Source organism: Oceanobacillus saliphilus, from assembly GCF_023522835.1.
In the GTDB taxonomy this organism is placed as follows: Bacteria; Bacillota; Bacilli; order Bacillales; family Amphibacillaceae; genus Oceanobacillus; species Oceanobacillus saliphilus.
On the sequence record NZ_JALCZU010000007.1, the window covers coordinates 209,301 to 233,756 of the forward strand.

Annotated in this window: 19 protein-coding genes and 6 tRNA genes; 3 read left to right on the forward strand and 22 right to left on the reverse strand. The window is 39.3% G+C overall.

Annotation, left to right across the window (positions count from 1 at the left end):
- The 4 genes from MN204_RS13215 to MN204_RS13230 all read right to left on the reverse strand — a co-directional run.
- Positions 1-408: metal ABC transporter substrate-binding protein (locus MN204_RS13215; protein ID WP_249871553.1), on the reverse strand; the 408-nt coding region annotated here is incomplete at its 3' end.
- Positions 409-1,134: 726 nt separating this feature from the next.
- Positions 1,135-2,802, reverse strand: coding sequence for an ABC transporter permease (locus MN204_RS13220; protein WP_249871554.1), 1,668 nt, complete (start codon positions 2,800-2,802; stop codon positions 1,135-1,137).
- Positions 2,803-2,838: 36 nt separating this feature from the next.
- Positions 2,839-3,933 carry an extracellular solute-binding protein gene (locus MN204_RS13225; protein WP_438804705.1) on the reverse strand — a complete coding sequence of 365 codons (1,095 nt, stop codon included), beginning with the start codon at positions 3,931-3,933 and terminating at the stop codon, positions 2,839-2,841.
- A gap of 299 nt (positions 3,934-4,232) precedes the next feature.
- Complete coding sequence (locus tag MN204_RS13230; RefSeq protein WP_249871555.1) at positions 4,233-5,291, reverse strand: ABC transporter ATP-binding protein; 1,059 nt, start codon at positions 5,289-5,291, stop codon at positions 4,233-4,235.
- A gap of 382 nt (positions 5,292-5,673) precedes the next feature.
- On the opposite strand from MN204_RS13230, the gene MN204_RS13235 reads away from it, so the two are divergent.
- On the forward strand, positions 5,674-7,206 hold the full coding sequence (locus MN204_RS13235; RefSeq protein ID WP_249871556.1) for a BCCT family transporter: 1,533 nt from the start codon (positions 5,674-5,676) through the stop codon (positions 7,204-7,206).
- Between the two features lie 161 nt (positions 7,207-7,367).
- Here the strand turns inward: MN204_RS13235 and glmS are convergent, their stop codons facing one another.
- The 7 genes from glmS to sigW form a co-directional block, all read right to left on the reverse strand.
- On the reverse strand, positions 7,368-9,170 hold the full coding sequence (glmS, locus tag MN204_RS13240; RefSeq protein WP_249871557.1) for a glutamine--fructose-6-phosphate transaminase (isomerizing): 1,803 nt from the start codon (positions 9,168-9,170) through the stop codon (positions 7,368-7,370).
- 539 nt (positions 9,171-9,709) lie between these two features.
- A complete protein-coding gene (locus MN204_RS13245; protein ID WP_249871558.1) occupies positions 9,710-11,503 on the reverse strand; it encodes a S9 family peptidase in 1,794 nt (597 codons plus the stop codon).
- Positions 11,504-11,815: 312 nt separating this feature from the next.
- The gene (gene glmM, locus MN204_RS13250; protein WP_249871559.1) at positions 11,816-13,159 is read right to left on the reverse strand and encodes a phosphoglucosamine mutase; all 1,344 of its coding nucleotides are present in this window, start codon (positions 13,157-13,159) and stop codon (positions 11,816-11,818) included.
- A gap of 66 nt (positions 13,160-13,225) precedes the next feature.
- Entirely contained in the window at positions 13,226-14,452 is a 1,227-nt protein-coding gene (locus MN204_RS13255; RefSeq protein ID WP_249871560.1) for a CdaR family protein, read from the reverse strand.
- Positions 14,445-15,266 carry a diadenylate cyclase CdaA gene (gene cdaA, locus MN204_RS13260; protein ID WP_249871561.1) on the reverse strand — a complete coding sequence of 274 codons (822 nt, stop codon included), beginning with the start codon at positions 15,264-15,266 and terminating at the stop codon, positions 14,445-14,447. Before cdaA ends, MN204_RS13255 begins: the two co-directional genes overlap by 8 nt.
- Before the next feature lie 237 nt (positions 15,267-15,503).
- The gene (gene rsiW, locus MN204_RS13265) at positions 15,504-16,139 is read right to left on the reverse strand and encodes an anti-sigma-W factor RsiW (protein WP_249871562.1); all 636 of its coding nucleotides are present in this window, start codon (positions 16,137-16,139) and stop codon (positions 15,504-15,506) included.
- A 15-nt stretch (positions 16,140-16,154) separates the two neighbouring features.
- Positions 16,155-16,718, reverse strand: coding sequence for an RNA polymerase sigma factor SigW (gene sigW, locus MN204_RS13270; RefSeq protein WP_249871563.1), 564 nt, complete (start codon positions 16,716-16,718; stop codon positions 16,155-16,157).
- Positions 16,719-16,916: 198 nt separating this feature from the next.
- On the opposite strand from sigW, the gene MN204_RS13275 reads away from it, so the two are divergent.
- Positions 16,917-17,069 carry a Spo0E family sporulation regulatory protein-aspartic acid phosphatase gene (locus MN204_RS13275; RefSeq protein ID WP_249871564.1) on the forward strand — a complete coding sequence of 51 codons (153 nt, stop codon included), beginning with the start codon at positions 16,917-16,919 and terminating at the stop codon, positions 17,067-17,069.
- Between the two features lie 84 nt (positions 17,070-17,153).
- Here the strand turns inward: MN204_RS13275 and MN204_RS13280 are convergent, their stop codons facing one another.
- From MN204_RS13280 to MN204_RS13325, 10 genes are all read right to left on the reverse strand, one after another.
- Positions 17,154-18,254: a phosphomevalonate kinase gene (locus MN204_RS13280; RefSeq protein ID WP_249871565.1), complete on the reverse strand. Its 1,101-nt coding sequence runs from the start codon at positions 18,252-18,254 to the stop codon at positions 17,154-17,156.
- 12 nt (positions 18,255-18,266) lie between these two features.
- Entirely contained in the window at positions 18,267-19,244 is a 978-nt protein-coding gene (mvaD, locus tag MN204_RS13285; RefSeq protein WP_249871566.1) for a diphosphomevalonate decarboxylase, read from the reverse strand.
- 26 nt (positions 19,245-19,270) lie between these two features.
- The gene (gene mvk, locus MN204_RS13290; protein WP_249871567.1) at positions 19,271-20,236 is read right to left on the reverse strand and encodes a mevalonate kinase; all 966 of its coding nucleotides are present in this window, start codon (positions 20,234-20,236) and stop codon (positions 19,271-19,273) included.
- Positions 20,233-21,522: a hydroxymethylglutaryl-CoA reductase, degradative gene (locus MN204_RS13295; RefSeq protein ID WP_249871568.1), complete on the reverse strand. Its 1,290-nt coding sequence runs from the start codon at positions 21,520-21,522 to the stop codon at positions 20,233-20,235. Before MN204_RS13295 ends, mvk begins: the two co-directional genes overlap by 4 nt.
- 238 nt (positions 21,523-21,760) lie before the next feature.
- Positions 21,761-21,833 (reverse strand) — tRNA-Lys (locus tag MN204_RS13300).
- Positions 21,834-21,873: 40 nt separating this feature from the next.
- A tRNA-Gln gene (locus tag MN204_RS13305) sits at positions 21,874-21,948 on the reverse strand.
- 16 nt (positions 21,949-21,964) lie between these two features.
- Positions 21,965-22,049: transfer RNA gene (locus MN204_RS13310), tRNA-Tyr, on the reverse strand.
- Positions 22,050-22,093: 44 nt separating this feature from the next.
- Positions 22,094-22,169 (reverse strand) — tRNA-Thr (locus MN204_RS13315).
- Between the two features lie 166 nt (positions 22,170-22,335).
- Positions 22,336-22,411 (reverse strand) — tRNA-Val (locus MN204_RS13320).
- 3 nt (positions 22,412-22,414) lie between these two features.
- Positions 22,415-22,489: transfer RNA gene (locus MN204_RS13325), tRNA-Glu, on the reverse strand.
- 298 nt (positions 22,490-22,787) lie between these two features.
- Here MN204_RS13325 and fabI point away from each other — a divergent pair.
- Positions 22,788-23,564 (forward strand): enoyl-ACP reductase FabI, encoded by a 777-nt coding sequence (fabI, locus tag MN204_RS13330; protein WP_249871569.1) that lies wholly within the window; start codon positions 22,788-22,790, stop codon positions 23,562-23,564.
- 83 nt (positions 23,565-23,647) lie between these two features.
- On the opposite strand, the gene MN204_RS13335 is transcribed toward fabI, so the two are convergent.
- Entirely contained in the window at positions 23,648-24,442 is a 795-nt protein-coding gene (locus tag MN204_RS13335; RefSeq protein WP_438804707.1) for a glycerophosphodiester phosphodiesterase, read from the reverse strand.
- Positions 24,443-24,456: the final 14 nt, after the last annotated feature.

Consider the following 24,456-nt stretch of genomic DNA (forward strand, 5'->3'; position numbering starts at 1 on the left):
GTGGTTATCATGCCCATGCGATTCTACACCATATCCATGGAAAAGTTCCTCGTACTGCCCAATTTCAATTAATTTTACATTCTGATTGACTAATGCATTCGCTGCGCTTGATGCGAATCCTTCCATACCGGAACCTATATAAATAAATGCATCACTTTCTGCAATTGCTGTCATATCTTTAGATGTAGGCTCGTATGTATGTGCATCTGCTCCTGGAGGATAAACTGTCTTGACCGCAACAGTATCTCCGCCAATTTGCTCAACAGCATACTGTAATGGATAGACCGAAGTATACACCGTGAGCTTATCTGATTCTTTCGCATTTGTTGAATCCTCTTCAGTTGAAGAACAGCCAACAATTATAAGTGCTGTAAAACATAAAATAATTAACACCTGTATAAATTTCATCTCTCGTCTTCCTTTCTAATTATGAATTTTTAATATTTCCTATCATAGCGTAATCATTACGATTTGTAAACAGTAATCGTTACGATTTATTATTTATTGTTATATCCGCAACTTTTTGCTAATTACGTTATTCTCATCCGTTTTTATTTCAAAATCTTCATACTTAGTACCATCTTATATTTAAATTGCAGAACGTTGGAATTCAATCAAACGCTTGATCAAGCAACTAGATTTAGGAACAAGCACTTAATTCTAGATAAATTTTACTTGATTTTTAAGTTATCTAATTTAACTTCACACGTTATTTCAGATCTGGTTTAGCCGATTGTTATAAAAATCATACCTCGAAGATTAGGCTGAAAGAATGGAAATAACGATTAATCAAGTTAACTCAAAGGAGGATACTAAAAGATATCGAAGTTGGAAGAAGATTTATAGCGTCTTTTTAGGAAGCAAAGGAGTAATAGAGAAATGGAAAGGTTCCTCGGAATGACTAGAATGAAATAGAATTAGTAGCAAAGGTAAAGATGGAGCACTTTAAAATTGTATTGCTAGTATAGATGAATGAAAACCATGAGAATGGAATTTATTTATTAGAAAACTAAGGCTGTCACCAAGTCTTTCGGTGACAGCCTTAGTTGCACTTATGTCGTAATAACGTATTTTTTAAGTGGAATAAGCCGAGTTCGGACGATGTACCTATCCATGCGTCCCTAAATTACTACATTAGTACTTCCTTAATAATATATGTAGTGGAAGAATCGATACAATAATGATGAGTAATGCTGCAGGGGCTGCTAGATGATAGATTCCTTCTGTTGCTTCGAAATATACTCTAACAGCAAGTGTATCAAAGCCTGGCGGACGTAGCATCAATGTAGCAGGAAGCTCCTTGATTGAACTAACAAACACGAGTGCACCACCAGCAAGCACACCTGGAAGAATCGCTGGAATAATTACTTTAATTAAAACCTTCCATGGTGGGTAACCTAAACTCCTTGCAGCTTCGTCTACACGCGGAGAAACTAAAGATAAGGAAGCCTCCGTCGACTGCATCGTCTGTGGTAGAAAGCGAACAATAAATGCAATAGCAACCACATAAAACGTATTGTACAGTGCTGGTAAATGATTGTTGAAAATAAATACAAAACCAAGTGCTACAATAACTCCAGGGAGCGCGTAACCAGCATAGCTTAATTTATCAATTCCAATAGAAATCGACGATGGATAGCGAGATTTCAAGTAAACGACCGGGATCGCTAACACCATACATAATAAAGCAGCTGCACCAGACAAGCGGAAGCTATTCCATACAAAACCGAAGAATCTTGAATCAAGTGCACCCATTTGAATACCAATCACAGACCAGTAGATTAAGACAGCAATTGGAATCAATACGGATAAAAGGAATACGGCTATAACAAATGCAAGAACAGCTGGCTTCCATTTTCCAAGTAAAAGTCGATTTGGCGCTTTAAATGTGTTCGATGTTTGATGGTAATTACTTTTCTTTTTTGTAAAGCCTTCTATCCATAAAATAATTACCGTTATAACAATTAATACAAGACTAAGTACTGCTGCTGCCTCCGTATCAAAGCTAGCAGTTTGAAAATATATAGCTGCAGTGAATGTTACATAGCGGAGCATAGCAATCGCACCAAAGTCAGACAAGACGTATAATGCAATTAAAATAGCACCTGCACCAATTGCTGGACGTAGGAATGGCAGGTTTACCTTCCAAAAAATTTTCGAGGTCGACATCCCTTGGGAACGTGCGACTTCTTCATAATTACGATTCATCTTTCGCAATGAAGCACTTGCTATTAAATAAACATAAGGATATGTAAACATGATTAAAACAAATGCAACACCCCAAAAGGAATATATATTAATACGATATTCACCTAAGAAACCTACCATTTCCCATAAATCCCGTACCCATCCACTTCGTCCTAAAACAATAATATATGTAACTGCACCGACATATGGTGGAATAACTAAAGGAAGTGCCAGTAACCATTGCCAAATTTTCCTTCCTGGTATATCTGTTCGAACCATAAACCAAGCTAAAGCTACACCAATGGCAACTGCACAAAACGTGACAACAATAGTAAGTGATAATGTATTCCAAAGTAACTCTGGTATACGATTATCTAATAAACGTAGCCATCGATCTGATTCAGCAGATATGGATTGAAATATGACATAAATAATTGGTATCGACATAATGATAGCGACGATTAATCCAACCATGAACAGAATCATTCCCGGCGGATTACCACGCCATGTCCTTCGCCATATTTTTGTTAAAAAAAGCAAAGCAGGCTGTGGCAAAATGCCGGCAGCCTTGTTTTTATTTTTCTTCAATTGTTCATCCTGTTTATTATCCTTCATTATAATACTCCTAATAGAGGGAAATTAATACGTATACTACCTCAATTCCAAATCCAAACCTGATTCTTCAATTAATTCCTTTGTACCTTGAAAATAATTACCTAATTCCGTGATTGGCATATCCTGAACATTCAAGTCTTCAAAATTAACAATTTGCTCCTGTACTTCCTCAGGATATTCAGCTTCCAAATCAGAATTAATTAATACTTCCAAAGATTCGCCTACAAACTTCACCTGATTTTCAGACTCAAGCAACCATTCAATAAAAAGAATAGCATTATCTTCATTCGGTCCATTTTTCACATTACCAATCCCAGCGGCATTTGCGATGGCACCCATTTCTCCATCTTCTTGGTCTGGATATATGAAACCAACATTATTATCTGTAGGCTCTAACAGTTGCTGATGAAAGTAGTAATTATTCACAAGTCCAAATGCATGTTCACCAGCACCTACTGCTTTTCTAATATCGCCATGTCCTTCATAAATACCTGCTGCATTTTCCTGGATCGCTGCAATCCAATCTGCAGTTTTTTCGTCGCCCCACTCATAACGCAATGCAGATACATTACCAATCATACCACCATTACCACCTCTTGTAATGGCATAACCATTCGGGACATCTGCCCATTCTGCATTAAACAGGTCTTCTATACTTTTAGGCATTTCTTCCTCTGTTATTAAATCTTTATTATAAATAAATCCACGTGACCTTGCTGAAATAGCAAAATATGCATTATCCGCTGAGCGAAATTGCTCTGGGATGATGTCCATTCCTTCTGGCTCAGAACCTTGTAAATAGCCCTGTGCATCTAAATAGCCTAATGCACCTAAATCATTGGAAATAAATATATCTGCTTGTACATTATTTGCTTCTGCCTCAATTTGTAATGGATCTGTGCCATGTAATGCAGACACTTTAATACCTGTATCATCCATGAATTTCTCTAATAAATCCTGCACAAATCGCTCATTTCTAGCGGAATAAACAACTAACTCTCCTGTTTCCTCAGGGCTAACCCCTTCGTCTGCACTATCCGGAGCACCTTGATCATTATTGGAACCGCAAGCTGCTAATAGCACTGCTACGATGGAAATCAACAAAAGTATTCCTTTAAATCGAATGTTCACATATATCTCCTCCTATTGTTCATCTAATTATCAAGCGAAATAATTGAGAACTATTATCAATTATTCAACCGCCTATTTATTGTATTGAAAATGATTATCAATGTCAATGGAAATTTCAGAAAGTTTAATAATACACTGCTTAGAAAACTTGACATTTGCCGACGCTTTAACGGCAAATGTTCTAGTTGCACTTATGCAAGAGAAAAAAGTTGTTTACTATCTTCTCCTGCAAATAAAAAGGAAAACAGAGATAACTATGACATCACCGTTTTCCTTTACATCCTTAGTCAAAAATACATTTAATTTTCTACAAGAGCTACTAACTCTGGAGTAATGTCAAATGAAACAATCGAGCCAATCTCAACTTCTCTTTCAACCGGAGCATAAATTATCATTGGTTCATTAACTAGTGGATTTGTAGGCAGGCTGATTTCTAATTCCTGATAATCACCACCGTAAGTCACTCGCTCGACTTTACCACTATAGCGACCTTTCTCCGTTAAACGACAGCCTTCAGGACGAATGGATACATGAACCTCTTCTAGTAGCTGCTCCGTTCTTTCTGGAAGGGAAACACGGCCAATATGTGTATCCACATGTAGCATATCTGGACATAGCTTTCCAGTTAATAGATTTGTTTTACCTACAAACTGCGCGACAAAACAATTACGTGGACAACGATACATTTGCCTTGGTTCATCAATCTGCTGGATGACTCCATTTCTCATTACTACAACACGATCAGATACAGAAAATGCATCTTTTTGATCATGTGTTACAATAATCGCTGTTGTATTTGCCTGTTTTAATATATTTGCAACATCAAAGCGCATTTTTTCACGAAGTCCTGCATCAAGATTACTAAACGGCTCATCCATTAAAATAACATGTGGCTTCGGTGCTAATGCCCTAGCCAATGCAACACGCTGCTGCTGACCACCGGATAACTCATTTGGAGAGCGTTTCGCATAATCAGATAACCCAACAAGCTCCAATACTTCCTCAGCTCTTCGTTTTCTTTCACGAAATCTCCATTTTGATAGGCCAAACATCACATTTTTTTCAATTGTCATATGTGGAAACAAAGTATAATCCTGAAAAACCATACCGATCCCGCGTTTTTCAGGAGGAACTGATTTATAATTGTCAAATACAGTTAAATCATCAATTATAATCGTTCCAGAATCTGGCTGTTCAAATCCTGCAAGCATACGCAAGGTTGTCGTTTTACCACAGCCACTTGGTCCGAGTAATGTAACAATTTCTCCTTGATTTATAGCAAGGTTGAGTTCACTAACTGCTGGCTCACCTATGCGATGAAAGTTCTTCGTTATATTTTTCATTTGAATAAAACTCATCTCTTAAAACCCCCAAAGGTTCCATCACCATTCACAAGTTCTCAATTAGTTTAGTTGAGAATGATTTTCAATTCTATATCTAAATATATAATGATTTGCCTATTTCGTCAATGTATAATTCTTGAGGGTGGACAAGGGGAATAGGTTCCTCGTCCGAATAACTGGAATGAAGTAGTAGCAAAGGTATAGATGGAGTGCTTTAAAATTGTTGCACTTATGTAGTAATAACGTATTCATAAGTGGATTAAGCCTTAGTCCGGACGATGTACCTGTCCCTGCGTCCTTCTCCTTCCCCTTCTCTTTTCTATGGACAATAGGCTACTCTTTTAAAAAATGGAGTTCTGTGCATACTAGGGAAAACATACTTAAAGGAGAGTCATCCATGAAGTCAAAACACAGCCGAATACAGCCTGTTTTTTATTGGGCTGTCGGAATATTATCTTTAGTGATTATATCTGGTGTTATCTTGCCAGACATTCTACAGGTAGTTACTGAAAATGTTCAAAGCTTTATTATAAATACATTTGGTTGGTATTACCTCATTGCAGTAACACTATTTTTGTTAGTTTGTTTATTTTTAATTGTCAGCCCGTATGGGAAAATAAAGCTTGGAAAAGAAGGTGATAAACCAGAATATGGCTATTTATCTTGGTTCGCAATGTTGTTTAGCGCTGGTGTCGGGATAGGACTTGTCTTTTATGGGGTAGCAGAACCAATGTCACACTATGGGATAAATTCGCCAACAGTCGAAGTGGGGACAGTTGAAGCTGCACGTGAATCAATGCGCTTCGTTTACTTTCATTACGGTATACACGCTTGGGCGATTTATGCGATTATTGCGGTTTGCCTTGCTTATTTTAATTTCAGGAAGGGTAAGCCTGGTTTAATAAGCGGGACACTGTCACCGATTATGAATACGGATGGGATAGCAGGAAAGGTTATCGATACGTTTGCTCTTATCGCAACGGTAACAGGTATTGTTACGAGCCTTGGTTTTGGTGCAGTACAGATGAACGGAGGTATTTCATACTTAACCGATTTACCGATTACCTTTTGGATTCAAGCTGTTATTATTCTCATCATTACTGTTTTCTTCTTAACTTCTACAATGACAGGACTTAATAAAGGTATTCGCCTACTCAGTAGTTTTAATATGCTATTAGCTCTTATTTTGCTTTTATTCATATTCATATTTGGTGGTGCCACCTTATATTCACTAAACCTTTTTACGAATACGCTTGGTACCTATATAAATACACTTCCTGAACTCAGTTTCCGAATCGCTCCTGGGAGTCCGGAAAGTCGGGAGTGGATCAATGATTGGACAATCTTTTACTGGGCATGGTGGATCGCTTGGTCTCCCTATGTTGGAACATTTATTGCTCGCGTTTCACGAGGGCGTACACTCAGAGAATTTACGATAGCAGTTTTACTCGTTCCCTCTTTGGTCGGCTTTATATGGTTTTCCTTTGTAGGCGGTACAGCGATGTGGCTTGAATCCCAAGGAATAATCAATATTTCTTCACTAGAAGCAGAAGAGATGTTATTTGGTATGCTAGGTACAATGCCGATTAGCACTATTACATCGATTTTAACCGTCATCCTTATCGCTGTTTTCTTCGTCACTTCCGCGGATTCAGCAATATTTGTTTTAAGTATGCACTCAACAAATGGGTCCTTAAACCCTCCGAATGGAATTAAATTGATTTGGGGCATCGTACTTTCGGTGACAGCTATTGCCTTATTGTATAGTGGTGGACTTCAAGGTATACAAAATGTAATGATTATAGCAGCTTTTCCGTTTTCCATTATTTTATTGTTCATGGTCTATTCACTTTTGAAATCGCTCAGATTAGAACAAATCAGATCTAACACGAAGCTTAGATTGAAAGAAAAAGCAGGAAAAAGTAAGTAAACACTAAAGACGTGGTCGACAGTCTGAACCTGTTCGTGGATTTCGATCTTCTTATATCTAATTTTCATTCCTAAAGATTTTTCCCATATAAGTACCCCTTTGGACAAAAAGTCCAAAGGGGTACAAAAGGTTAAACATTATTTCAAAATCACAGCAAAATATTATTCAACTGTCACTGATTTTGCCAGGTTACGTGGTTTATCCACGTCACATCCACGGTGCAATGCTGCATAATAGGAAAGCAATTGCATCGGAATAACACTAACAAGTGGCGTCAATAGTTCATGAACATGCGGTAATACAAAAGCATCGTCATCCTGTTCCAGACCTTTTAGACTGATAATCATTGCATTTGCGCCACGAGAAACAACTTCCTGAACATTACTGCGAATGGAATAATTAACATTTCCCTGTGTTGCCAGAGCAATAACAGGCGTTCCTTCTTCAATTAAAGCAATGGTACCATGCTTCAATTCTCCACCGGCAAACCCTTCTGCCTGAATATAGGAAATCTCTTTCAGCTTTAGCGCCGCTTCAAGGGAAACATTATAATCGCCGCTTCTGCCAATGAAGAAAGCATTACGTGTAGTGGCAAAATATTCTCTTGCCAGCTGTTCCAATTCTTCTTTCTGATCGGTTAATACTTCCATCGCATTCGCAACAATTGCAAGTTCCTGCATCGGATCAAAGTCCAACTCAAGGCCCTTTGCATTCGCTGTATCTACTGCCAGAATTGCCAAAACGGCAATTTGAGCGGTATATGCTTTTGTTGACGCAACTGCAATTTCAGGTCCTGCATATAAATGTAGTGTATAATCTGCTTCACGAGAAAGGGTGGATCCTGGCACATTCGTAATGGTAAGTGCCGGATATCCCATTTTTTTAATTCTTACCAATACGGATCGGCTGTCAGCAGTTTCCCCACTTTGTGAAAGAAACACAAATAATGGTTTTTCCGACAGTAATGGCATATTATATGAAAATTCACTTGCAACATGGACTTCTACTGGTACTTTAGCTAATTTTTCTAGGAACTCTTTACCAACCAAACCAGCATGATAGCTCGTTCCAGCAGCGATGATATAAATACGATCAGCTGCTTTCATTGCGTGACGAATATCCGCATCGAGCTTCAATTCGTTTTTCTCATTTTGATATTCATTGATAATTTTACGCATAACAATCGGCTGTTCATCAATTTCCTTAAGCATAAAGTGTGGGTACGTACCTTTTTCGGTATCACTCGCATCGATTTTAGCTGTGTACGGTTTACGCTCTACAGCCGTTCCTTCCAGTGTTTGCACTTCAACAAAATTACGATTTACAAGTACAATCTCCTTATCGAAAATCTCTACATATTGATCCGTTTCGTTCAAAGTCGCCATCGCATCACTTGCAACTAAGTTGAATCCATCACCTAAGCCCACTAATAACGGGCTTTTATTTTTGGAAACATACAGTGTATCAGAATCCTCAGCATCGATCAGGCCAATTGCATAAGATCCTTTTAAAAGACCCATCGCTTCACGGAATGCTTCCGTCGTGTCCTGATGTTTCTGATATAGCTTTTCAATCAGCTGTACGATTACTTCCGTATCTGTATCGCTAACGAAGCTTACATCATTTAGATATTCTTTTTTCAAGTCCTTGTAATTTTCAATAACACCATTATGAACAATCGTAAATCTTCCAGACGCGCTTTGATGGGGATGTGCATTAATGATGCTTGGTACACCATGTGTCGCCCAGCGGGTATGGCCAATTCCCATTGTTGCATGTACAGCGTAATCGACATTTTCACGTAGTGCCGCGATACGGCCCTTTACTTTAGTCAAATTGACTCCCTCATCATTCAGGATAGCAATTCCTGCAGAGTCATATCCTCTATATTCCAATTTTTCCAGTCCATTTAATAAAATTTCTTTTGTGTCGTTTTGTCCGATATAACCTACTATTCCGCACATTTCGATGTCCTCCTAATGAAGGGGCAGACAAACGAACCTTTATTTCTCTTCGAGGGGCGTTTAACTGCCCCTTTCTCGTGTATTTTAATTTGAACATCTTTCTTTACCCTTTTGTCCAATAAGTCGCCTCATTGTTTTCGGGATAAAGCTGAACGACTGAGATATCCAGCCGGGAGGCATCCGCCGAAACTTTCGATAACCTCCACCTCGTCAACTATTTTTCGTCACCGATCAGAAAAATAGTCCTGGCGCTTTTATTAACCGCTTGTAACTTCGATGCTCCTTTCCATTCTTGAATCAACCTCAGCTCTGTTTATATACCTCATTCCAAAGATAATGAAACATCACAAAGAGCTCACTATATTGTAACTGAAAAAAAGAGATCAGGTCAATACTTTTTTTAATGAGCAACTTTACGATAGTGTATGAAATGTAATCTGGCCATGTGCATGATCGAAATGGTGGAACAACTTTCTACAGTTGTTTACGATCACCTTTTCATGTATAGGAGCTCTCCCTGAATGGAGAGCTCCTATACTTTAATTCTGATGTTTTTCAATAAACTCAAGCATCAGTGAATAGACTTTAATTTCATTTTCTTTTTTTGAAAAACCGTGGCCTTCATCTTCTAGAACGAGATATTCCACATCCCGTCCTTTTTCTTCCAATTTTGCAACAATTTGATTTGATTCTTCCTTTACAACTCGTGGATCCTTAGCTCCTTGGATAACAAGCATCGGCTTCGTCATCGTTTCCAAATAGGTTACCGGTGAATCCTTAATAAACCGCTCCTTATCCCGTTCCGGATCTCCAATCCAACGTTCCATAATTGGCTTCCAATGAGCTGGTACCGAATTCACAAACGTAAACAAATCTGATGGCCCGAATATATCGATTACCGCTTTAAAATATTCCGGATGACGACCATGTAAAAGCAATGCCATATACCCACCATAACTACCACCAACAAGGTATAGTTTCTCCTGGTCCGTAATACCATTTTCAAAAAGCCACTCTATTCCTGCCACATTATCCAGACGAGGACCATGTCCCCAATCCTGTTCAACCATTTTCACAAAAGAGGAACCGTATCCTGTGCTGCCACGGAAGTTCGGAGCAAAAATGGTATACCCACGATTAAGGAAGCATTGGAACATGGATCGAAATTGTTTCCGCTCCGCATACTGTGGACCTCCATGCGGCCAGAAGATGGTATAGCCATTGTCATATTCTGGTTTTGCTTTAAATAAAAGTGCTTCAATTTCCATACCGTCAAATGAGTTATAGGAAACGACATCAGGATCTACCATATCTGCTTCACTTAACCCAAGTACACGATTGTCCGTCAAGGCTTCCCATTCGCTGCCATTTTTGGAACGGAAGATGTTGTGTGGAATCGTTGCACTTGTGCCCAACACATACAAATTTCCTGATTCTGTAATAACCAGCTGTTCGACAAGACTTGTTGGGGCCGCCAATTGCTCAAGTTTCTCAGAGTCTACTTCATAGCGGTACAGCATATCTGTTACACCTTTTTCTGTGACCAGGTAGAAAGCCTTGTTTGTCTTATCCCATTTTAATGTAGTGATACTTTCGCTCTCAATAGCTAATACCTTTGCAAATTCCTTCGTATCTAGATCGAATTTGGCGACGTAACTGTATTCACTCTCGTAATCGGTTATAAAATAAATGGTTTTGTCATCGGTGAAAGTCGGATCAAATGAAACATGAACTTTCTCCGGATCAGGAGTTAGAGAGAATGTATCTTCACCTTTTTTAACAAACCCTGTCACATATGTATTCGCAAAAGAACGCAAATACACAAAGGCATCTTCGTCATCGGATACAGCAGCAAGTTCCGTTGGTGAAATTTCCCCTTCATTTAATAAGGTATCTGTGCCATCCTCCAGGTTTCGGACCTTTGTATTAAGCATGGAAGGATTACCTTCCGAAGTAACATAATAGACACGTTTCCCATCTTTGCTTAAATCGACAAAGAAATATTTCTCTTGAGGGTCACCCGTAATTAATGGCTGTGGCAGTCCTCCATCAAATGGTAATGCGTAAATTTGATAGTTTTCGTCGCCATCTTGGTCATACCCGGTAAGTACATATCGATTCTCTGGATCAAACTTTATAAAACTCGCTGATTCATCGTGATGAGCAAATAAATAAGGAAAACCCGATTGATCCAAGTCGATTGCCCATAAGTTAACCTTCCCGTTTAAGTTTGAGATAAAAGCAAGCCGCTTTTCATCCTTGCTCACTGCAAAACCGCCAATCACATAGGTACGGAAAAATTGCTCTACTGTTGGTTTTGGAAATTGTATCATCATCATCCTCCTAAAATTTTTACGTCCTCTTTGTTGTATGTACTCTCTTCATTGAATATTTATTTATCACAGCATTAATTATAAACTATTCTGACTTATCAAGATAGTTTGGTGCCATGTTTGTTCTCTTGCTTTTTCAGTCATCTGGTAATTTCTCGAAGATCCTAAAGCAGTTCCCCTAAAGTTCGCGACTGGCCGTAGTGGATTTCTGACTACAGCAGAAACAATAGTAAAGTATGTCGCACTTTTAAGCTTACAAAGCAACAGACATACAAAAAGAGCCGATTCTACTGAGAATCAGCTCTTCATAACTTACTTAATGCCAAGCAATCTTTCTATCACATCGACTACTTGGTCCGCATACTTTTCACATTCTTCTTTGGTAGGTGCTTCAACCATTACCCTTACCAAAGGCTCCGTACCGGAAGGTCTAACCAATACACGACCTTGGTCACCCAACTCGCGTTCTACAGCTGCAATTTCGTCTAATATGACGGGGTTGGTTAATGCCTCATTTTTATCAGACACTCTCACATTTTTTAATACTTGTGGGAAGATTTTCATCTCACCTGCGAGTTCAGATAACGGTTTTCCCGTTTCCTTCATGACATTTACGAGCTGCAATGCCGATAACATTCCATCACCGGTAGTAATATAATCCAGGAAGATAATATGTCCGGATTGTTCACCTCCGAGGTTGTATCCGCCTTTTCGCATCTCTTCCATTACATAACGGTCGCCAACCGCCGTTTTGTCACTACGCATACCATTTTCTTCAATCGCTTTATAAAAACCGATATTACTCATAACCGTGGATACTACCGTATTCTGTTTAAGTAATCCTTTATCATTCATATATTTTGCACATATATACATGATTTGGTCTCCATCAACGATATTACCTTTTTCATCTACTGCAATCAGACGGTCTCCATCCCCATCAAAAGCAAGACCGATGTCAGCAGATTTCTCTAAGACAAACTTCTGTAATGATTCCGGGTGTGTCGATCCAACGCCAGCATTGATGTTCAATCCATCTGGTGATGATCCGATGGTAAAGATGTCAGCTTCAAGATCTGCAAATAAATGTGTTGCCAAACTTGATGTTGCACCATGAGCACAATCTATCGCAATTTGAACTCCTTCAAAATCATTGTCGATGGTATCCTTTAGGAAGGATAAATATTTCTGGCCACCTTCGAAGTAATCATTTACAATACCGACACCACCACCTGTTGGGCGTGGTAAATTATCTTCTGCGCCCATCAGCTTTTCAATTTCCGCTTCTTGTTCATCAGTTAATTTAAAACCATCGGGACCAAAGAATTTTATCCCATTATCTTCAACCGGATTATGGGAAGCTGAAATCATAACCCCCGCTTGGGCACTAGTGGCTTTAGTCAAATATGCTACACCTGGAGTAGATATGACCCCAAGACGCATTACCTCTGCTCCAATTGACAATAACCCAGCTAATAGAGCTCCTTCAAGCATATGTCCTGAAATCCGTGTGTCACGACCGATTAGGACGCGCGGTTTATCGATATCCCTGGTCAGAACGAAGCCACCACAACGTCCAAGTTTATATGCAAGCTCTGGTGTTAAGCCTTCATTCGCAACCCCTCTGACGCCATCTGTACCAAAATATTTTCCCATCTTTACATCTCCTTTTACTACATCCAATTCAACTGCGCCTCATTCCAATAAATTTCTTTGGGATGCTCAGTTAATTTCAATTAATACCTCTTCAAATTCAGGTGTAACCGTTACATCCTCGATTTCTGGTCCCTCAACTGTGACAGGGACACGATGTTCTCCTGGTGTCAAGCCATTCAGATTGATAAGAATAAGAAAATCATCTGCAGTCAATTCACCAATATCAGCTTCACTACCTGTAACTGTAAGACCCATCCTTGCAGATTCAGGTTCACTATAAATAATGTCGAGTCCGGCTTCCAATTCTTCCTCTGTAATTGGTACGTCTTCAAAGTCACGCGTCTGCTCAATATCTACCGTTATCTCAATTGTTTCCAATTCTTGGGCATTTACACCATCCGGTAATGCTAGCTGTGCTTCAATTGTTCCTGATTCGGTAATTTCAGATAAATCGATTGCTTCGGTAGTGACTTCAGAGATACCTTCCAATATATCGCTTGTTGAATAGACCTCTACTTCCTCTACATTAGCAGAAATCGAATTTATTGAATAGCCATTCTGCATTTCACCCGTAGTCTGTATCGTTACAGGTACTGATTTACTTGGATTATTTATTTCTGCAGAAACTTGTACATTTTCAGGCTGGATTCTTACATTCAGTTCATTACCTTGTGTATCATAGACATTTACTGGTACTTCACGGTTATTTATGGAACTATCCAACCCTTCCAAATTAATATACACTTTTACGATACCAATTTGATTAATAATCGACCGTGAACTCGTAATTGTAACTGTTGAAGGTTCTAACTGATAGTCCACGAGCTCATAACCTTCAGCCATGCCCTCACTGTTAATAAAATCTGCGACGACACTGAATTCCTCCGTAGCCCTTTCTTCAATCGTGACTGTAATTGATTTCGGTTCAATAAAGGCTTTTACATCATTGGATATTGTATGCTCCAATTCAACAGTATGCTCACCTTCACCAAGCCCTTGCAAATCGACATATACATCAAAATTCCGCTGCAGAGATATTGGTGTCACACTTCCAGGTGATCCTTGCAAATTAACCGTTACTGTTTCAGGTACTCCACTTACAACAAAATTTTCCTCATCTATTCTTATTTCCACTGGGACATCATCCAGCATGTGTGACTGATCTGTACCTCCCGAAAAAGTGGAATCAGATTGGGAGGAGTTAACGCCGACACTAACAAACGTATATAAAAACACCGCGAAGGCTAATGAGATAATTCGGACAAACCATTTACTTTTAAACCAGTTATCCAATCTTATTCCCCCTCCGTTTCCAGGATCGTTTTTCAGAGGACTTTTGAGTTATAGATAAGTGTGCACGTAACATTTCACGAAGTTTATCCATATCAAGATCTCTATGCAGCTCTCCGTTTTTCGTACAGGAAACAGCACCAGTCTCCTCCGAAACCACGATTGTCAATGCATCCGTCACTTCACTGATACCCATTGCGGCACGGTGTCTTGTCCCTAGCTCCTTAGATATAAAAGGGCTCTCGGAAAGCGGAAGATAACAGGCTGCCGCGGTAATTTCTCCTTCTTTAATGATGACGGCACCATCATGGAGCGGTGTGTTTGGTGTAAAGATATTTGTCAATAATTGATGCGAAAGTTTGGCATTGATTGCAATGCCTGTTTCAATATATTCTCCTATACCAGTTTCCCGCTCAATGGAAATTAATGCACCAATTCTTCTTTTGGCCATGTAGCTGCAAGACTGGATAATCGCTTCAATGTCTTGTTGGATAAGTTCTTCTTCTGATTTGGCACTTCTGGCGAAAAGATTCCCCCTACCAAGTTGTTCAAGTGCTCTTCTCAGCTCTGGCTGGAATAATATGATTATTACAATTAACCCCCAGGAAATAGCCTGATTCGTCAACCATTGCATTGTTTGGAGGTTTAGTATGATGCTCAATGCCCAGACGACTAGTACTACTGCAATCCCTTTTAGCAGTTGGATTGCTTTCGTACCCCTGATCAACATCATTAATTTATATAATACATACCAGACGAGAGCTACATCTACGCCTATTCTAAGCAGATCCAATAAATCAAATCCCCCATCAAGCATGCTCACACATCCTTTAGCAGTAAAAATATTTATTTTAGCAGTGTTCAAAAAGCCTTTAAGCCATACTTAATAAGGTAATACAGGCATAACTTCCCGAACAATCTTTATATGTTTTATGATTGTAACGTTATTTATTATAACATAATTTTCCGGAAACATATGCCCATAGCTATGTGAAAATAATCAAAAATCCGGATAAGTCCAATGTCTCATCCGGATTATATTTATTGGAATGTTTTAAAAGGAAAATACTCCTTTAAAAAAATCTTTTAATTGATACCACATCCATTCAAACATCCGATCTACCGTCTCCAGTTCCCCGGTCACTTCACCGGCAGATGCCATTAATCCTTGACTATCGATGGGTCGGTCATCTATCAGTTTACCGTTCACCAATGTTACATTGCCATCGATTGTACCCTTTATCATCAGATTGCCGTTTTTAACAAGGACATCACCAGGGACGGTCACTCCTTCCGGCACGATTACCGTGTCCCCCTCAACTACCAGTTCTTCCTGTTTTGAAACTACTAATTCACTATCGGTATTCCATGAAGAAAGCATTCCAGTCATCATCAACACAAAGAATATAGCTGCAGCTGTAAGTACCGGGTGTACTTTGAACCAGCGCATAAATTTTACCCTTTTCTTTTCATTTGGGAGATTCTGTATGACCTTTTGAGTAAAATCTTCTGGGGCAGCAAACTGTTCTGCACTTTTGATTAATGTAATCGCACGCTTTAACTCATGAAAATAATGCTGGCAATCTTCACAGTCCTCCAAGTGTGTGCGCAGATCACACTCTTCCTGACTTGTGAGATCTCCGTCCAAATAGTTATGCATTAATTCTATCGTTTCTTTATTGCAGTTCATGTTGCACACACTCCTTTACACATGACGAAGTCTTTTTCTTAAAGCTTCTCTTCCACGATGTATTCTGGTTTTGACAGTTCCTAAAGGGATATCCAGAATTTCACTTATTTCCTGAAGAGAAAATTCCTCCAAATATCGCAGCATAATGATGCTTCTGTACTTGGGGGGCAGTTGAGATATTTCATGATGTATATAGCGCTCCAATTCCAGGCTCTCCACTTCCTCCCCTGGAAGTTTTGCCCCATTGGCCAATTGGGAATACATATCCAGTCCGTCAGTCCCTTTTATTTCCGCATCCAAATAGTAATCTGGTTTTCTTTTTCGAATTCTGTCTATTGTTAAATTAGTGGCAATCCGATACAGCCAAGTAGAAAATTTTCTGCGGTCGTCGAATGAATGGATATTAACATATGCCCGTATAAAAGCCTCTTGTGCTAGATCTTCCGCTTCATGTGCATTACCAAGCATCCTTAAACAATGCTGATAAATCTTATCTTGATAAAAGGTAACCACTTCACCAAATGCTGACTGATCACCTTTTTTCACTTGTTTAATTTTTTCTCTAATAAATTGATCCATTAGGTTACCTCCGCCTACTATGCGGTACTTGTAATACGAACATGTTATACAAAAGGTTTCATAATTTCATCGTATTTTCGCATGCATATAAGTCATTATGTAATCCTGTCACAAACATTTCACATTTTTTCTTATGTTTAAGTTTGAATTAAATTGGGTATTTTTCTATTATAGTATACTAGATAGGAGGAAAGTTTTGTGACTAAAAATATTTTAAAAGAGAAAATAGAAGAATGCCGCGAAGAGATGATTTTATTATCTTATACACATGACCTGACTTCTGAAGCCGTTATTTCATCTAGTGTTAAACTTGATCAATTAATGAATGAATATCAAAAATACACACAATAAATAACGAAAAAAGACATTCATTTTCAGAATAAATCCGAAAATAATGTCTTTTTCGTTATTATAATCATTAATATCTTTACATTACTAAATACGTTTCGCCCCGAATGGATTAGGCTGCAGTGGCAATGGTTTGATCCCCGCTTTTTCCCATAACCTCTCTAATTCATCCGCTTTTTCCTTCGTAGGCATGAATGCAATTCCGCAATCGCCTCCACCAGCACCAGAAGGTTTAGCCGCACCACCTAAAGACTCTGCTATATTACACAAGGTGCTGAGAAGAGGTGTTTCGATTGGTGTGTTCGCATGCGTGCCAACAGTAGACAATGCCTCTCTATTCTTCTTCACACCACTTAACAGCAAATCGATATTTTCTTCTTGCATTCCTTTTAAAAATTCAGCTACGGCATCATCGCTATTTTTCAAAAATGTACGGTATGCATCTAGATTATCTAATTTTAATTGAAGAATTTTATCAACAAGTTTGGCAGTTGATGCTGGTTTTCCTGTCCACCCTACACAAAAGTAAATGCTTTTCGGCATCGAAATCGGCTTTGATGAATAATAAATCCAATCCATTTCTACCAAAGCGGTTATGGAATCACTTTGCAAATAGGCACTCCTTAACCACTCTGCCTGGAAGGATGAATATTGAAGCAAACCACCATATGAGGAAGCAGCTACATCTGCACCTGAACCATTCCCCTGCGTTTTTACATGAGATATTGCCGCAAGTCGAAAGATGAGTTCCTTAGATGGTTCTTCTGTCATAAATTCATTTAAAATAGCAGACACGACTGAAGTGACTACCGCTGCACTGGATCCTAAACCGTACTTATTGCCAGATTCATCGTCAAGCTCACTGTTAATGGATAGATGGAACTTCCCGATACTTACTTTCTTTTCCTTCAAGTATCGATAGCTAATGGTCATTGCATCACAAACGAAGCGTACTCTTTCATCATCTGTGTTGACGATTACTCGATCTTTTTCAAACTCCCAGGCCAGATCCAGAAGATTGAAATCATGTAATGTAAGTCGATTATTATCATGACTTCTCAAAATGGTGGCATATACAAATCGATTGACTGCCATAACCGCTAAGTTGTGATGTGGTTCAAGAACAGCAAACTCTCCAGCTATCATTAATTTACCTGGAACTTTTATCGTCATTGATGTATTTGGCAAAATCTCCAACCCCTAAAGATAGCTTATTCCCGAACCCGATTTACTTAAAATAACATCCGATACACCGGGTATGTTGCGAAGTGTTTTTTTGATATTTTCCTCATTCTCTGGAAGATAAAGCACTTTAACATTCGGACCTGCATCAATGGTAAAATAGGCAGGAATGCCGTTTTCCCTCATCTCCTGGACTGTCTGCATAACACGCATTGTAGTGTCATGCCAATATGTAAACGGAGGATCTGCAGCTAATGTTGTTGCATGCATTTTCAGACAGTTAGCTTCAGCAATACTGCCTGTCTTTTCAAAATCCTTCGCATGTATCGCTTCTTTTATTTCTAGTAAATCGTTCGGAATGGTGTCTACCCATCCGGAATAGAAAGGCGATGTTTCCACCGTTCTTTTCATTCCGGATCGGCTTGACACTTTTTTCATCGTCGACGATAGAACAACCGCCGCTACACGAATATCCCAATGTTCAGCCGGAGCTATTGGAACAGCATAAGAGTCCGAACCGTCTGCGTTATTTCCCATTTCCCACTCAGCAAATCCACCATAAATAGAGCGGCATGCTGAACCTGACCCCTGCCGGGTAAGTCGGGATAATTCCCGATCAGATAGTTCAAGTCCGATTGCTTTCGTTCCAGCTGCAGCCAACGCCGCAAAACCGGAAGCAGAAGAAGCGAATCCGGCAGCGGTAGGGACATCATTTGTAGAGTGAACGTCCGCATACAGATTTTCTTTTCCAGCTATCCGGCGAATCAAGTCAAGAAACTCCGTTACACGTCTATAAGCTTCGCCTTCTACTGGTTGATTATCAAGGATAAAACGATCTTGTAATAAATCTTCCTGAAAGTCTACAGTTGTCGTTGTATAGAAACCATCCAATGTTAAGGAAAGGCTGCTGTTTGTCGGTAAAATAAGCGCGTCGTCGCGCTTTCCCCAATATTTTATTAAAGCAATGTTTGTATGCGCTTTGGCTGTAGCTTTCATTCTTTATCTCCCTTTTCGGAACTTTTCTATCTGTCCTGCTTCTTTAAAACAAATGGCCATACGGATGTAGCTCCATATTTTCTCAGCTTCTCAGCAAGCTGTTTGGAATGAACTTCATTTTGGGCAAGCGCAATAATACATCCACCATTTCCGCCACCCGTTAGTTTTGCTCCAAGTGCCCCTTCTTTACGGGCAAAGTAAATCAGCTTATTTAAACCGGAATCACTAACACCGAGAGCTTCCAATTCCTTTTGGGCTTCATTCAGAAGTTGTCCGAGAAATTGCTTGCTCGCCTTTTCCAATGCATCCTTTGCATGGTGTGTTAATTCGCCGATTCGGTCAATTTTCCTTTGAATACGTTTTGGAGCAGATTTCAATAATCGTGCCACCGACTCGACGGATGTCCGGGTATCCCCGACCCTGCCCGAATCAGCAACAATAAAATGAAAATCTTCACCAAGATCTATATAATCAATAGGATTTTCCCTTTCATACCAAATTGGTGTCTTTGATGTAATCGTAAGTGTATCGATTCCACTTGGAGCACCATGTGCGTATGTTTCCGCCACATTTGCTAGCATTAATAATTCCGATTCAGCACAATCTCTATCAGCAAAATCAAATAATGATCTTATTACAGAAATGGCAACAGATGCACTCGATCCCAATCCTTTACCTGGTGGGATGGATGAATTGATATGAATCAGCAAATCTTCACATGGGATATCCAAATATTCAAGTGTTTCTTTAATGCAATTAACAATACCGTGCAAAGATTCCGGAGCCAAATGAAGCGGTCCGTGATAAAAAGTACTATCGATTTTAACCAATCCCGGTACACGCTCAATGACTGTTTCCACACCAATTAACGGGAAAGGAATAGCGATTGCAGGTTGTCCGTGTACAACTGCATGCTCTCCGATCAGGATTAGTTTACTATGAGCTATACCTATAGCTGTTTTCTCTGAAGTTGTTACTTTTTCTGCACTCATTTTTTATACTGTTCCACCAATTCTTTAGCTTTTCCGACACGGATTTGTTTTAATTCGATTAATTTTTCAGCAATGATATCAATCATCTCCCCTGAAGCTCCTGCTGCAATGGCAACAGATCGAGAATGGAGAGCCATATGCCCTTTTTGAATACCATCTGTAGCTAATGCCTTCAAAGCCCCGAGATTTTGTGCCAATCCTACTGCAACGATTACTTGAGCAAGTTCTTTGGCCGATTCAATATTCATCATGGAAAGAGAAAGTTTTGCCATTGGGTGAACTCTCGTAGCTCCACCAACTGTACCAATAGACATCGGCAATTCAATCTCCCCTACCAGGTTTCCATCATTATCTTTTGACCAGGTTGTCATGGACCCGTAACTCCCATGACGGGAAGCATACGCATGTGCTCCAGCCTCTACCGCACGCCAGTCATTGCCGGTTGCAATAACAACTGGGTCAATTCCATTCATTATTCCTTTGTTATGGGTTACCGCACGATAGGGATCCGATGCAGCAAATTCATATGCATGAATAACTCCATCCCGCACATGCTCACCAGAATAATCTCCAGTAGCGAGCATTCCAGGTGGAATCACACACCTGGCCCGGGCCAGACATTTATCTGCATAGTTCGATAATATACGCAAATAAACCTTACCTTTGGTCAATTCCTCAACAATAGGAGCTATCGATTCAACCATTGTATTAATTATATTCGCTCCCATTGCATCACAAGTATCAACATATATATGGAGGACAAGCATCTGTCCATATTTAGAATCAGATTCTTCATTAAGAATACGCACTTCCATATCCTGTGCTCCGCCACCCCTGTTAACAATGCTTGGATATGCTGCATTTGCTGCATTTATTAATGCTTCCTTTTCATTTAAAACAGCACGCTTAGCAGTTTGAAAATCGGGGCATCCTACTACCTGGATTTGTCCGATCATTACTCTTTCGGTTGCTTCCGTACGAAACCCTCCAGAACTTCTGACAATTTTAGCTATATGACTAGCTGAAGCAACTACAGAAGCTTCTTCTATTGCCATAGGTATTACATATTCTTTCCCGTTTATTAGGAAATTCAATCCTAAACCTAACGGAAGTTGAAATGTACCAATAACATTCTCAATCATCTTATCTGCAGTATCAATGGATAGAGGTTCGTTTATATAAAGATCACTTAATTCCTCTGAAGAGAAACCAAGTTCCTTTTTCAGTAATTCCCGTCGTTGTTCAACAGACATATTGTAAAAACCGGGGATTCTGGAAGATTTCATCCTGGATCATCCTTTAGTATAGAGATTGTATATGAAAAAACCTTATATTATGTGCAATTTAAACTAAATAAATTATAACACGAAACCCGTTTTATTTTCATTAGAAGTATCTGCCTGTATAATGGTCACCCGAAAATCCACTGTATCTATTATGTGAAATTTCCTCTTAAAATGCAAATAAACAAGGTTGTATGTTGCCATAACGACCTTGTTTATTTTGCATTACTATTTTTCTTGATGAGCCATGAAGGATTCGAACCTTCGACCCTTTGATTAAAAGTCAAATGCTCTACCAACTGAGCTAATGGCTCATGTATAATCGAAGGAATTAATATCCCTCTACATAAAAAATGGCTGGGCTACTAGGATTCGAACCTAGGATACACGGGATCAAAACCCGATGCCTTACCGCTTGGCTATAGCCCAACAATAGTAGTAGTAGTGGTGGAGGGGGGCAGATTCGAACTGCCGAACCCTGAGGGAGCGGATTTACAGTCCGCCGCGTTTAGCCACTTCGCTACCCCTCCGTACATATTGTTAACTATACGTATTAATTTATTCAAAAAAAAAATGGTGCCGGCCAGAGGACTTGAACCCCCAACCTACTGATTACAAGTCAGTTGCTCTACCAATTGAGCTAGGCCGGCTTAAAAAAATTAGTTAGCTTATGTTTAGTACAGCATTCACCTAGTATGCTCGTTGTGTTGCAAACCTAATCGGCGAAGTCGCACTCCTCGCAAGCCTGCATGTGGTAGCTTATTCAAGGAAGTAAACGGCTCGCTCTACCAATTGAGCTAGGCCGGAAAAGGAAAATGGTGGAGGATGCAGGGCTCGAACCTGCGACCCCCTGCTTGTAAGGCAGGTGCTCTCCCAGCTGAGCTAATCCTCCATATGGTGACCCGTACGGGATTCGAACCCGTGATACCGCCGTGAAAGGGCGGTGTCTTAACCGCTTGACCAACGGGCCAATAAATCACATATAATCATCCGTTTGCTAACCTGTCGCAAACTGACGAATTTTATTATATCTAGTATAAGTAACTTTGTAAAGGGGAAAAATGAATATTTATTAAAGTTTTTTTAAAAAAGTAAAAAAACCTATATTTCAAGGGTCATCCTGCGATTATTAAGAATATATCAAAAAGAAATAATTAATTTAAATATTGTCTAATCTATTATTGATTTACCAATTAAGTGATTATCGTTTCATTACCTGGTCCTAATAGGTTATAATATTTAAAAGAAATTAAAAGTGGAGGTTTATTATGTCTGGTTTATTAAACGGGAAAAATATAGTCGTTATGGGTGTTGCTAATGAGCGAAGCATTGCTTGGGGGATAACAAAGTCATTACATCATGCAGGGGCAAACTTAATATTTACAAATAGACAGGAAAGATCTTATCAAAAATTAGTGAAATTATTGGAAAATCACGAAATTGAACCGAAATTAATTGTATCCTGTGATGTATCGAGTGATGAGAGCATTAAACAAGCATTTGATGAAATCAAAGAAAAAGTCGGTATTATTCATGGCGTTGTGCATTCAGTAGCCTTCGCTAAACGCGAGGAACTGAGTGGTGAGTATGCAGATACATCACGTGATGGTTTCTTATTAGCGCATGAAATCAGCGCTTATTCACTTGTTGCAGTTACAAAAGCAGCTAAGGAAGTTATGACTGAAGGTGGCAGCATTGTAACACAAACCTATTTAGGATCTGAACGTGTTATTCCGAATTACAATGTGATGGGAGTCGCTAAAGCATCTCTTGAAGCAAGCGTAAGATACTTAGCTGAAGATGTAGGTAAATACGGCATTCGAGTTAACGCAATATCTGCAGGTCCTATCCGTACACTTTCAGCTAAAGGTGTCTCCGGTTTTAACGATAAAGCGAATGTTATTGTGGAAAAAGCTCCACTCCGACGTAATGTAGACCAGGATCAGGTTGGAGACGCTACATTATTCTTTATTAGTGAGCTTTCACGTGGAATAACAGGAGAAATATTACATGTTGATTCAGGCTATCATATCATTGGAGGATAATGAACAAGAAGCTTTGCTAGATTAGCAAAGCTTCTTTTTTATGCATTCGCGCTTTTAATAAAGTAAACCTTCACTCGAGATTTCTAGTTTTTTACTGGATGTTCATATACAAATTCGGGGAAATCGGTAATAATGCCGTCAACCCCTAATTCAAACAGGTTATCCGCCTGTTCTTGTGTTCTTACCGTGTATGGGAATATTTCCATACCGATATCATGAACACGTTCAACAAGCCCATCTGTCACTATGTTCATATTTGGATTGAAATAATCCGCATATGTTGCAAATTGCGCAAGCTGCTCATCTGTAACATTTGCCCAAGTGAGGCCAGCAAGTACACCATGTGGAACGTTAGGTAACAATTCTTTTGATGTTTGTACAGATTCATGATTAAACGATTGAATGATTATTTTATGGTTACTTGGTCGATGCATATTACGTTCTATTAAAGCATCCGCAACTTTTTCTTCCATTCCCGGGTAAAGTTCTGGTGACTTAAGTTCAATTAAGATACCAATTTTCCCACGATAAGCATCCACGATTTCCTCAAAAGTAGGTATCTGCTCTCCCGCAAATTCTTGACCGAACCAGCTTCCTGCATCCAATTGTTGAATTTCCTCAAGCGTAAAATCTCCAACAAATCCCGATCCATTTGTCGTACGATTTACCGTGGTGTCATGAATAGCAATCAATTCACCGTCCGAAGTCATTTGGACATCAATCTCAATGTAATCAGCTTTCATTTCAAAAGCCTTATCAAAAGCAGCCATCGTATTCTCAGGAGCATGTCCCGAAGCACCCCTGTGTGCCACATTCGCTACTTCCTGTTGTTTTCCCTCAACGTTCATCGCATGAGCAGGAACGGCTAACATAGACATGAAGAACATTGCCA